The following is a 12,353-nucleotide window of genomic DNA, read 5'->3' as shown; positions in this document are numbered from 1 at the left end:
CGATTAGTTACTTAATTATGTTTGGAGCCTGTTTTACAAAATATGTTATAATAAAAATACTCAACTATACTTCAAAGTTATGAATATTATTTATATTTTAAGGGGGAAAATTTATATATGGAGAAATTTAAGCAATTTGTTAAAAATGAATTGTATGGCTGGAGTAAAATAGAAAAATTTTGGTTGTTTTTTGCATCAGCAGTGATTTTAGTTTTATCAATATATTGGAAAGATAGCATGGTTGGAATTTTTGCGGCATTAACTGGCGTTATCTGTGTTATTTTGACGGGGAAGGGAAAAATATCTTCTTACATATTTGGAATATTTAATACTGTTTTATATGCGTATATTGCTTTGGGCGCCAAATATTATGGTGGAGTCATGCTTAATTTAATTTATTATCTTCCAATGAATTTTGTTGGATGGTATATGTGGAAAAAACATATAAATTCTGAGACACAAGAAGTAGTAAAAGATAAATTAAATTTAAAATGGCAATTAGTAACAGGAGCACTTTGTGTGGTCTGTGTATATGGTTATGGTATCTTATTAAGGTATATGGGTGGGAATTTGCCTTTTGTCGATAGTATGAGTACCGTAGTATCAATTTTTGCTCAGATTTTATGTGTAAAAAGATATATGGAGCAATGGATTTTATGGATTGTGGTTGATGTGGTAACAGTATTTATGTGGATAGCTGCTTTCTTTAATGGAGGGGAAAGTGTTGCGACATTGCTTATGTGGAGTATTTATTTGCTTAATGCAATCTTTATGTTTATAAAATGGTACAAAGAAAGTAAAACAATTATTAGTGAATAGGGGAAACTATTATGTATGAAGTTGGAATGTATGGTGGTTCGTTTAATCCTTTGCATCAAGGACATGTAAGATGTATTATCGAAGCTGCAAATCAGTGCAAAGAGTTACATATCATTATTAGCAATGGTAAAAATCGTAATGAAATTGGTGTAAGAATAAAATATAGATGGGTTTATCATATTATAAAGCATATTGGAAATGTTAGCCTTCATATACTTGAAGATGATTCAGATTCAAAAGAAAATTATACTAGTGAGTATTGGGAAGATGATTCAAAGAAGGTTAAAAAAATGATTGGTAAAAAGATTGATATTGTTTTTTGTGGTGATGATTACAATGAGGAAAGCTTTTACGCAAAATGTTATCCAGAAAGTAAGATTTATTATTTTAAGAGAGATGAAATAAGTTCTACAAAAATTCGTTCTAATCCTTATAAATATTGGGACTGGATACCTAATGTTGTTAGACCATATTTTATAAAAAAAGTATTACTAATTGGTGGAGAAAGTGTTGGAAAATCAACATTAACTATAAATCTCGCAAATTATTATAATACAAATTATATTGATGAAGCTGGGCGTGAATTATCTGAAAAATCAGGGAATGATGAATTAATGCTTCCAGAGGATTTTACGGAAATACTGCTAAGACATAAAATAAATGAAATTGAAATGCTTCAAACTAGTAATAAAGTATTATTTGTGGATACAGACTGCTTAATTACAAAGTTTTATCTTCAATTTTTAGAGACTAATGAGCAAGAAAGAATTGAAAATGAGCAATTAGCGGATACTATTAGTGCAATAAATAATTATGATTTGGTATTGTTTTTGGAGCCAGATGTTGAGTTTGTTCAAGATGGTACAAGGACTGAAGAAATAAAGAAAAACAGAAAGAAATATAGTAATCAGATTAAAAGTATCTTTGATGAAAAAAATATTGAGTATCAGTGCATTACAGGGAATTATCAAGAACGATTTTTGAAGGCAATAGAGCTTATTGATGGCATTGAAATGTTTCTTTATTTTGATGGAGCAGTAAAAGATATAAAATAAGGGGAGAATAATGATTAAATATAAAGAATTAACCAAAGAGCACATTAGAGAAATAGCTGAAATTTATGTAGATGCTTTTAATTATGAACCATGGAATGATGAGTGGACTATTGAAATCGTCTCTAAACGTATTTCTCAAATGATAAATTGTGAAGGCTTCTATGGATTGGTTGCTTATGAAGATGACAAGCTAATTGGAATGATACTTGGAAATCATGAATATTATTATAATGGTATGCATTTTAATATTAAGGAATTTTGTGTAGACTTAAAGCTTAGAGGTAAGGGCATGGGTTCAAAGTTATTTGAAGAATTCATAAAGCGATTAAAGAGTAGAGGTATAGATGAAGTGATTTTACTTACATCAAAAACAGTAGGAACTGAAGGCTTTTATAAAAAGCATGGATTTAAAAGTTTTGAAGGTATAGTTATGATGGGAAAAGAAATTTGAAAATAATATTGTAAAAGTTGCAAGAAAAATATTGATGAAGATAATAAGATGAAGCTAAATAGAAACACTTTCAAAAGTGTAAAATAGTCTGTGTATACTTAAGGATGGTACAAAAGTATCTTGTAATACATTCACGCAGTAGAAATTTGGGAACTCAAGTAGCGAGTATGTATCCAAAACTTGGCTATAGATTTATGCAGTGGTAAAGAAGATTATTTTATCAAAAGAGATAAAATAATTAAAGAATATAAGGCAGAAGGACGTAGAAAAGAAATCCTAGTATTTTAAATGAGTTTTTTAAAAAGACCCTTAAAAATTATTATGGAGGGATATTATGAGTGCTGTAACAAAAGATATTTTAAATAAAGAGGAATATAAGTTTATCAATTCAAATGAAAATTTAGCTAATAATATAATTTATTTGACACTTTCAGGTTCTATTGGTTATGGAACTAATTTAGATCATAGTGATATAGATTTACGTGGAGTGACAATAGAAAGAAAAGAAAATATTTATGGTTTTCAGAATTTTGAGCAATTTGAAGATATAGAAACAGATACTGTTATATATGGACTTAAGAAATTTGTTTCATTAGCATTAAAAGGTAATCCTAATATCCTTGAATTATTAGGTACTAAAGATGAGCATATTATTTATATGAATAAGTATGGGGAGACATTACGCAAAAATAAAGAGTTGTTTTTATCAAAAAGAATAATAAATACTTTTGGTAATTATGCTACTGCACAACTAAGAAGGTTACAAAATGCATTAGCAAGAGACCAGTATCCACAGGAAGAAAAAGAAAAACATATACTTGCTACAGTAAATAGTCAAATGAATCATTTTTCATCTAATTACACAGAATTCCCTGAAGGAAGTATCAATTTATATATTGATAAATCTAATAAACAAGACAAGGAAACAGAGATATTAATGGATATTAATATAGATAAATATCCATTAAGGGATTTTGCATCTATATATTCAGAAATGAGTAATATTGTTCGTGACTATGACAAGCTTAATCATAGGAATAGAAAAAAAGATGATGGAAAGCTTTTAAAGCATGCTATGCATTTAATAAGACTGCTTATTATGGGAACTGAAATATTGAATACACATCAAATTAATACATATCGTGCAGAAGAACATGATTTATTAATGTATATTAGAAAAGGCAAGTATAGTTATGATGAATTATTCAAGATGGTAGAGTTGTATGATTTTAAGTTTAAAGAAGCATCAATTAGTACTACATTGCCTAAAGAGCCTAAGGAAGAACAAGTAGAAGAATTATTGATTTCTTTATATGAAGATTATTACAATAAATAAGGAGGTGTTTTAAAATGAAAAAATCATTTTGAGATATCTTCTTTTCTACTTTTATTAATGTACTTTAAGGTAACTAAACTTCGTAACAATGAATATTATCTATTCCTAGGAAACTTTGTTTATAGAAATATATTTTTAAAGGTATGTATGTTCAAAGAAAAATATTTAAATATGAAAATATTTATAGTAAACATCGGGGGTTGAAGTGGTTTGATCTTGTTTTTAATATTATTTTTATGATGAAATTAAGCAAGAAAAGTTTAAGTGAGTTAATAAAAAATTAATTGAAGCATAGGCAGTTGTCTGTGCTTTTTGTGTAATAATATATAATTTAAAATTAAATGTAAATATTTTTGGGGACACATTGGGAAAAATGATGTTACTTGGTAAAAGCTGTAGTACAATTATATGTGATACAAAGTGTAATTATGTCTATAATGCGCAATTGACTTAAACCAAATGAAGAGATTGCTTATTAAATAAGGTTTAGGATAATGAATGGTGAACCATATCATAAGTAATGGGCTTTTTTGAATGATAGTCTTATTGATTGATTTGTTTTAAATGAAATAGAATTTAGAATAAAATAAAAGGATAAATGGGGAGCATATATAGATGTGATTTACACAAGTATATATTATGCTCCCCAAAAGCTACACTGTTGCTTTTAAAACATATTGATTAAATTAACTTATTCATTATCTTCCATAAATTTTATATATTTATCTAATACGGAATTTTTATCTTCAGAATAATTGTATGTCAACTGATTTATGGCATATAGCTTACTTCCGCCTTGCAAAGTCATATCAACATGTTTCTTTTGAAAATTAAGTTTAGCCAAAATTCTTTTGAATTGCTCTATTTGCATTTTAGTTTCTTCAAGGAAATTTTTTAGTTCTTTTGAAGTATCGTCTGACATGTTTTCTTGTGTTTGCCAAGTGGATTTAACATTAGTGTTGCTTAGCCTTATACTTTGGTAATTGTTAGTCTGTAGTTCTATATTTATATGTTGTTCAATAGAACCAATGTTTTGTGGCATATTTATGGTAGTCTTTGAAAGAATATTTTTAGTTTTATTAGGTTCATTATCTACTGTTTTTAGAGAGTTTTCGGTAAAGTTTTCTCGTGGTGAAGTGTTTAAGCCACTACTATTTTTATCTAATGCAAAATCCACATGTTGAATAGTACCAGCTGTAAAATTTTCTCTAAGGAAAACTCCTGTTTGACGAATCATTCCATTTAACTCATTGTCAGAAGATTTTAGAGAATAATCAGTATTAACATTACCTAAATAAACTGCACCAATTCCTTTTTCACCAAGACCGACTAATTGGTTATTTCCCTTTTCGTCCATTGTCCATATGCGAAGCTTATCATATATTTCATCACCGCTATCAATCCAGCCATTTTTATCAGTATCATATGATGCCAAATCAGCAAAACCATCTCCTGATTTTGTTCCAAATAGTTCACTGCCATCATTAATTTGTCCGTCATTATTTTTATCCAGTGCTAAAAAGCCACTACCTTTCGAAAGTCTAGAAATTTGGTCTGATGTTCCATCACAATCCAAGTCAAAGGAAAATTTAACATTGCTAAGCTCAGCGCTAGATGCATCAAAATTAATAACAAGAGGATCTACAAGTTTTTGCATAGTTTTTTCAAACTTGATGCTATCAGTACCATCTAACTTCTCATAAAACTCTCTAGAAACATTTACTGATAAGCCTATAGAGCTAGCTTTGCCTGAGGATGTTTGTACAATCATATGAGCATTGAAGTTCAAATTTTGCTCATTAAAGGTTTCTGATTGTATTTTTTCAACAGATTCAGAATGAGTCAACGATGTTTGATTATCTTCTATAGTAAAGTCCCCAGTGGTGCTGCGGGTGCTTGTGTTATCTTTATATGGTGCGTCTTCTGCAAAACTAAAATTTGCCTTTACACTTTCCGTATGATCTAAAGACATTTCAACACTATCTGCTGAATAACTCTTATAAGAGCCACCAACAGAGCCACCAGCATAATTGTTGCCAACATACGTAGAAGCTGAGTTTGTTTTTGTAAAGCTAACACTTTGATTACTTAAGGCTGTCAACGTACCATCTATTAAGGTTTGCGTTAATTCCCCTTTTGAGTTTATAACCTTACTATCGCTAGTTTGTCCTAATTGTTCTATTTGCTGACTATTACTGTTGGAGAGGTTTTCTAACTGATTTCTGCCTTCATCTGATATGGTAATAATTGCTGCCGGATTATTAGATGAATCACTAGTAATACTTGATTCGATGTTTTTATGATTTTGTGATGTAGTGTAAATTTCACTTGTGTTTCCGCTCATGCTCACACTTGATGAAGTAATTCTCATATACACTCCTCCTAAAATACTTGTTTATCCTAATATGGTTATATAAAATTTACCATATATTCTAAAAATGCATAAACATGTTATAATATATATATCGATGTACAGAAAATTATCTTTAGTTAAAGTTAATTGTGTTACATGAAAGATAAATAGTAAGTTGGAAAGGAAATGAATTAAATGATACGCTTGATTCAAGAAAAAGATATAGAAATTGTTTGTAAAATTGTAAATGATAATTGGACATCTGTATATGCTGGTTATGTAAATGAACAATTACTGAATAACAATGGCTGTTTTGATAGAAAAAAGAGGATGGAAAAAGATTTCTTATCTGGTAGATTATCAAACTATGTTTATGAATGTAATGAGCATATCATAGCGTTATTATCAGTTGGGGATACAGCTGATAGTGATAAAATAGGAGCCTTTGAAGTTTGGCGTATCTATATTTCGGAAGCTTATAAAAATCAAGGAATTGGAAATCAATTACTTGATTTTGCAGAGAAACAAGCTATTAAATATGGCTGTAAAGAAATAGTTATATGGGCTTTTAAAGAAAATATAAAGGCTATCTCATTTTACAAAAAACATGCATATGTAAAAGATAAGGAAGAATATTTAGGAGAACCATATTTAGCTTACGGTGTTCGACTTAACAAAAAATTAGATAAGTAAATTCCAGTTTTAAGGTTGAGTAATATAAATTGTAATTTGTAGGGATGATTTTTTTGGTAGAATGGATATTCATGGATATGGGGTCTACATTTATTGATGAAGAACAATATAGTGGTTATGTTCACAGCCATATTTATTCTGTACCATAGATATGGAGAAGAATATTACAATATATATGGTTCACCATATGTATTCTGAAGAATATGCGGAAAAAATGCGGTTTGACAAGGTGCTAGGTTAAATAAAGTAAAAAGTTGATATATACAGTACATTAAAGTTTTCAAATAGTTCTTAACCCCCATTTTACAAGCAAATTCTAAAGTTCTTTAGAACTTTAGAATTTGCTCGTAAAATAATTATTAAAACTTATATAATATATGTAGGTGTTGATTATTACAATTTTTCATTAAAGCTAGAACATTCTGTTTCAGCATATATTTGAGCTCTTGAGCCAGACACATCTATAGACTGCAAATCACAAAAATTATTATAGTTATGATTACAGTTTTCAGCTTTACAAATAAGGGAATCGCACTGCATAGTAGAATTTGTATTATTGGTTAATGCACTATATAAAGCTTTATTTAAAAATGAACCACAACAAGTTCCACTTTCACTATTAGCTGATATACCTCCAATATCCACTCTGTTTGAATAACAAACACCACTTTTGTTATGTGAACAATTATTTACATCACAATTAATTTTTTGCACAAGAAACACTCCTTTAATTTAGAAATTATTTAATAGGGCTTAATATTTTTATTCACATATAATATTAGTTTAATTATTTATTAAAGTATCTATCTAATAATCCTTTAAATGCTTTACCATGTCTGGCCTCATCTTTACACATTTCATGAACCGTATCATGAATAGCATCTAAATTGCTTTGTTTAGCCAATGTTGCAAGTTTCTTTTTGCCTTCACATGCACCATATTCAGCTTCAACTCTAGCACTTAAGTTAGCTTTAGTATCAGCAACTACAACTTCACCTAAGATTTCAGCAAATTTTGAAGCATGCTCAGCTTCTTCAAAGGCAATTCGCTTGTAAGTTTCGCCTACTTCAGGATAACCTTCACGATCAGCTTGACGAGACATTGCTAAATACATTCCAACTTCAGTACATTCACCAATGAAATTAGCTCTTAAACCTTCCAATATTTCATCATTAAGTCCTTCTACAATTCCAATCTTATGTTCATCAGCAAAATCTAGAGAATCAATAATTTCTTTGAACTTGTCAGCACCAACTTTACAAATAGGACAAATATCAGGTGGTGCATCGCCTTCATGAATATAACCGCACACAGTACAAATAAATCTCTTCATTTAAAATTCCTCCATAACTAGTATTATTTTTCATATACTTATAGGTTTCATAGAACCTAAGAAATAGTATTACCTTTAAAAAGTAAAATTATTAATTTTTTTATGGAAAATATGATAACCTACATTTTTGATAAATGAATTAATGATTTGAATTCTTGATTATGCTAAAAAAGTTCTTACGTTATAGTTCATTTAGAATATATATTTTAAAATGTGTTATAATTTACGTATATAATACAACATGTAAAGACAAGGAGGAATTTTTAATTGGATAATAATTTTAAATACATATTATTTGACTTAGATGGAACAATAACTGATTCTGGAGAGGGAATAACTAAATCAGTTCAATATGCATTAAAATATTTTGATATTTTAGTGGATAATCTTGAGGATTTACAGAAGTTTATTGGACCACCTTTAAAAGAATCTTTCAAAGAATATTATAAGTTTGATGAAGAAAAAGCAACTCTTGCACTTATAAAATATAGAGAATATTATGCAGATAAAGGCATTTATGAAAATAATTTATATGATGGAATAATAGAAGTTTTAGATAAACTTAAAGAACGTGGGAAGATAATTATACTGGCTACATCAAAACCTGAAGTGTATGCTAAACAAATTCTTGAATATTTTAAGATTGATAAGTATTTTACATTTGTAGCTGGATCTGACTTTGAAGAAACAAGAGTTAAAAAAGGTGATGTTATAAATTATGCATTAGAAGGAGCTAAAATTGCTGATTTATCAAAAGTTATTATGGTAGGTGATAGAGAACATGATATTATTGGTGCAAAGGATAATGATATTAAATCAATAGGTGTTCTTTATGGATTTGGAGATGTAATAGAATTAACACAGGCTAGAGCAGATTACATAGTAAAAGATACTAATGAATTATTAGATATTCTTATTTAAGTTAGAAATAGGACACAAAAAACAACAAGTCATTTTAATATGATTTGTTGTTTTTTTATATGAATTATATGCAAGTAATAAAATTAAATAAGATAAAAGCTTAAAAATTCAATTAGATATTGATGAATATTATATGAGATTATGAAAATAATAAGATAGAATAATACTTTAAGAATTGATATCTATTGACGAAAATCCTATGGTTTGTTATCAGTATGAACAAACAGCAAGGGTAAAGGTTGTACTAAAATATTCGTATGCTTTAAAAACTTGTCTGCAACAATGAATATAGATAAAAATAAAAGTTAAGTGTAACATGTGTTACCGATTAAGAATCAATTGAGTAATATAATATGATATAGAAGGTAACTTAATAACAACAGACTATAATAAATTCATAAGTTAAATAAATTAAATAGATTAAAGTAGAGGAGAAGATTAAATATGATAACTAAAGATTTAACAATTGGAGAAGTAATAAGAATAAAGGAAGATGCACCACAAATTTTAATGAGTTTTGGAATGGGATGTGTTGGATGTCCATCTTCTCAAGCAGAAACAATTGAAGATGCGGCAAAAGTTCATGGACTAAATTTAGAAGAATTATTAGAAGCATTAAATAAATAATTTAACTAAATGTAGAAACTAAAAGTGAAAAATATAAAAATGAATATATTTCGCAAAAAATCCCCAAAGGCAGTCTACCTTTGGGGATTTTTAAAAATTCAAAACAAGTTAAATATACATTGTATAATACTTTTGAAAAATATAGAATTCCAATCATAGTTTGAATTAGGTTTTATGCTATGTTTTAAATGAATGTTGAAAATGGGTATTTATTAGTTTTTGAAATTATGGTATTTTAAGAGTAATAGAGATATTAAGAGAAATTTAAAGAAGAGAGAGGACGGGTAAGTATGAATACTAAATATGTTGTTATTATTCAGTGCGATATTGCACATAGAAGGTGCAGTGGTTTTGCATGTACAAATGCTTTTTGTAATAAGGATGAAGTTTTTAAAGATTATGATGATGATACAAGATATATTTCTTTCACTTGTGGTGGATGTTGTGGAAAAGGAGTTGCCTCGAAATTAGAACATTTCTCGAAGATGGCATATAAAAAGAATAATATTAGTAAAGATGAAGTTGTGGTTCATTTATCATCTTGCATGGTAACTGATAATTATCACTACGATAGGTGTCCACATGCAGACTATATCAAGAGTATAGTTACGAAGAAAGGCTTTAAAAATGTAGTCGATGGGTCTTATATAAGTGTTGGTGCAAAAAGGAAAAGAGAAGAAGGTATATACAACTGTTATGAGTAAAATAAATTTTTGATACTTAAAGATAGAAAAAGAATATGATTAAATATATATATAAGTAAATGATTCTTAATTAGGAATATAGGTGGACAAACCACCTATATTTTTTATCGTATTTTACACTATATTAAAACATAGCGATTATTAAAAGTTTTTCTGTAGAAAATAAATCAAAATTTGCACATAGAATTTTAATTTGATATGGTGGAAGATTTTGAGTGGTTAGAAGACATTTTCTTAATATTATTCAAAAAGTATATATATAGAATATCAAATAAGGAACAGAATATTCCAAGAACAAGAATCAACTTATTTCCTTGAATAACACCATATAAAATAGTAGGTGCCAAAGTACCAATCCATTTATATATAGCAATATTTAAATTTTGACCTTTTAGATCCATTCTATTAACAAGCAAGTTAATAAATAATATAGACATTATAAGATTTTGAAGAAATCCTGAATATAACCCACCTAAAGCTCCGAATTCTATAACAAAATAGTATTGAATAATAAATGACATTAAAAATATAAGTATAGTCCAAGGCATAAAGAATTTTTTACTTGTGTGTTTTGGAAAAAAATTTCTTCCATATTTTAAGTAAGTATAAACAATCACAATATCTAAAAGTAACCAAATTAATGTAATCCAAGTTTGAATGCTTGAAAGATTACTTTTTAAGCCAATATAGGAATGAAGTACTTCCCAAGCGAAATTAAGTGCTAATGCAATAAAGGGCATTCCATAAGTTTTGTCTTTAAAACCTACCAAAATTAATTGAATATAAACTATTGTCCAACAAATTCCACTTAGCAATAATAAAAATAACACCATTTTAATCCCTCCTGATAATTTTTTATGTTACATTTGTAACCCTTGTGTTAACATGGTATTAATATACAATATTCATACATAAAGGGAACTAGACTTATATTCAGAGGGTATTAGAAAATATATGTTGATTATAAACTCATACACTTGATTTGAAATTGATTGTGAATACAACAGTTTCAGAAAAAGATACTGATATGAAAGTAAAATTGTTGCTAGAAAAATTAAATATTCAAAGTTGGATGGAATACTTACAAGGTGGTGGTTAAATGAGAATAATGACATTTAATTTAAGATGCGATTTTCCATTGGATTTTAATAATAGATGGGATAGCAGAAAGGACATGGTTTATCACATAATGAGAGACTATAAGTGTGATATTATTGGAACGCAAGAAGTCAAAGATAATATGTTTTATGATATAGAAGACAATATTAAGGAGTATAATATTATTGGAAAGCCAAGAACTAAAAATATTTCGTCAGAGAGAAATAATATTTTAATTTCAAAAAAACATATTATACACAAATATAAAACTTTTTGGTTATCTGAAAATCCAGATAAGATTGGAAGCCGTAAGTGGTATTCACTCTTTCCTAGAATCTGCACAACAGCTATAGTAGAAATTGATAATGATAAGGTTAGAATTTGTAATTCTCATTTAGATAATTTTCTTCCAAAGGCAAGAGAATATGGATTAAAGAAGCTCATGGAAATTATAGAGAAAGAACAAGAAAAAGAAGAACTTCCAATCATATTAATGGGTGATTTTAATGCTATTCCAGATAGCAAATTAATAGAAGATTTTACACGCGGAAAATTATCAAAGAAAAAATTAGTAGCAGTACAAGATATAAATAAAAATTTATATAATGAAGTGACTAGAGATAACTTTAAAAGAAAACAAAAGGGAGTTCACATTGATTACATCTTTGTATCAGAAGAAATAGAAGTGGTTAATGCTGAAATAATTAAATATAACATTGATGGGAAATATCCATCAGATCATTATCCTTTAATGGCAGATATAAAAATAAAAAAATTATATTAGGCACAATCAAAATATGAAAATATTATTTATATTTATAACTTAAGAAAAAAGTTTACATATAATCTAAAATAATAAAGACCTTGATAGTTCTAAAGTAGGATTATCAAGGCCTTTAAAGTCAATTGAAAAATAGTATTTTAAACTAATAAAATATAATACTTTAACCATATAAGTATTAA

At 27.9% G+C, this 12,353-nt stretch carries 13 protein-coding genes and 1 pseudogene; 10 read left to right on the top strand and 4 right to left on the bottom strand.

Features of this window, described 5'->3' with window-relative positions; genetic code table 11:
* Positions 1-117: 117 nt before the first annotated feature.
* The 5 genes and pseudogenes from pnuC to psyc5s11_RS20200 all read left to right on the top strand — a co-directional run bounded on the left by pnuC (position 118) and on the right by psyc5s11_RS20200 (position 3,661).
* Positions 118-819 carry a nicotinamide riboside transporter PnuC gene (pnuC, locus tag psyc5s11_RS20220; RefSeq protein WP_224034279.1) on the top strand — a complete coding sequence of 234 codons (702 nt, stop codon included), beginning with the start codon at positions 118-120 and terminating at the stop codon, positions 817-819.
* Between the two features lie 11 nt (positions 820-830).
* On the top strand, positions 831-1,874 hold the full coding sequence (locus tag psyc5s11_RS20215; RefSeq protein WP_224034278.1) for an AAA family ATPase: 1,044 nt from the start codon (positions 831-833) through the stop codon (positions 1,872-1,874).
* 13 nt (positions 1,875-1,887) lie between these two features.
* Positions 1,888-2,325, top strand: a complete 438-nt coding sequence (locus psyc5s11_RS20210) for a GNAT family N-acetyltransferase (RefSeq protein WP_224038236.1) — start codon at positions 1,888-1,890, stop codon at positions 2,323-2,325.
* 113 nt (positions 2,326-2,438) lie between these two features.
* Positions 2,439-2,601, top strand: a pseudogene (locus psyc5s11_RS20205) (RNA-splicing ligase RtcB); the annotation flags it as partial.
* A 58-nt stretch (positions 2,602-2,659) separates the two neighbouring features.
* Positions 2,660-3,661, top strand: coding sequence for a nucleotidyltransferase domain-containing protein (locus psyc5s11_RS20200; protein ID WP_224034277.1), 1,002 nt, complete (start codon positions 2,660-2,662; stop codon positions 3,659-3,661).
* 691 nt (positions 3,662-4,352) lie between these two features.
* Here the strand turns inward: psyc5s11_RS20200 and psyc5s11_RS20195 are convergent.
* Positions 4,353-6,005 (bottom strand): hypothetical protein, encoded by a 1,653-nt coding sequence (locus tag psyc5s11_RS20195; protein ID WP_224034276.1) that lies wholly within the window; start codon positions 6,003-6,005, stop codon positions 4,353-4,355.
* Between the two features lie 204 nt (positions 6,006-6,209).
* Here psyc5s11_RS20195 and psyc5s11_RS20190 point away from each other — a divergent pair, with 204 nt between their 5' ends.
* Positions 6,210-6,707 carry a GNAT family N-acetyltransferase gene (locus tag psyc5s11_RS20190; protein ID WP_224034275.1) on the top strand — a complete coding sequence of 166 codons (498 nt, stop codon included), beginning with the start codon at positions 6,210-6,212 and terminating at the stop codon, positions 6,705-6,707.
* A 393-nt stretch (positions 6,708-7,100) separates the two neighbouring features.
* Here psyc5s11_RS20190 and psyc5s11_RS20185 read toward each other — a convergent pair whose 3' ends face one another.
* Entirely contained in the window at positions 7,101-7,421 is a 321-nt protein-coding gene (locus tag psyc5s11_RS20185) for a DUF1540 domain-containing protein (protein ID WP_224034274.1), read from the bottom strand.
* Positions 7,422-7,494: 73 nt separating this feature from the next.
* Positions 7,495-8,040 (bottom strand): NADH peroxidase, encoded by a 546-nt coding sequence (locus tag psyc5s11_RS20180; protein WP_224034273.1) that lies wholly within the window; start codon positions 8,038-8,040, stop codon positions 7,495-7,497.
* 267 nt (positions 8,041-8,307) lie between these two features.
* Between psyc5s11_RS20180 and psyc5s11_RS20175 the strand changes: the two genes are divergently transcribed.
* From psyc5s11_RS20175 to psyc5s11_RS20165, 3 genes are all read left to right on the top strand, one after another.
* A complete protein-coding gene (locus psyc5s11_RS20175; protein WP_224034272.1) occupies positions 8,308-8,961 on the top strand; it encodes an HAD-IA family hydrolase in 654 nt (217 codons plus the stop codon).
* A gap of 444 nt (positions 8,962-9,405) precedes the next feature.
* Positions 9,406-9,588: a DUF1858 domain-containing protein gene (locus psyc5s11_RS20170; protein WP_158519443.1), complete on the top strand. Its 183-nt coding sequence runs from the start codon at positions 9,406-9,408 to the stop codon at positions 9,586-9,588.
* A gap of 290 nt (positions 9,589-9,878) precedes the next feature.
* On the top strand, positions 9,879-10,292 hold the full coding sequence (locus psyc5s11_RS20165) for a CGGC domain-containing protein (RefSeq protein ID WP_224034271.1): 414 nt from the start codon (positions 9,879-9,881) through the stop codon (positions 10,290-10,292).
* A gap of 188 nt (positions 10,293-10,480) precedes the next feature.
* Here the strand turns inward: psyc5s11_RS20165 and psyc5s11_RS20160 are convergent, their stop codons facing one another.
* Positions 10,481-11,125 (bottom strand): transmembrane-type terpene cyclase, encoded by a 645-nt coding sequence (locus psyc5s11_RS20160; RefSeq protein ID WP_224034270.1) that lies wholly within the window; start codon positions 11,123-11,125, stop codon positions 10,481-10,483.
* A 266-nt stretch (positions 11,126-11,391) separates the two neighbouring features.
* Between psyc5s11_RS20160 and psyc5s11_RS20155 the strand changes: the two genes are divergently transcribed.
* Positions 11,392-12,174, top strand: a complete 783-nt coding sequence (locus psyc5s11_RS20155; RefSeq protein WP_224034269.1) for an endonuclease/exonuclease/phosphatase family protein — start codon at positions 11,392-11,394, stop codon at positions 12,172-12,174.
* Positions 12,175-12,353: the final 179 nt, after the last annotated feature.

Source organism: Clostridium gelidum, from assembly GCF_019977655.1.
Classification (GTDB): Bacteria; Bacillota; Clostridia; order Clostridiales; family Clostridiaceae; genus Clostridium; species Clostridium gelidum.
This window is presented reverse-complemented; position numbering and strand designations above follow the sequence as displayed.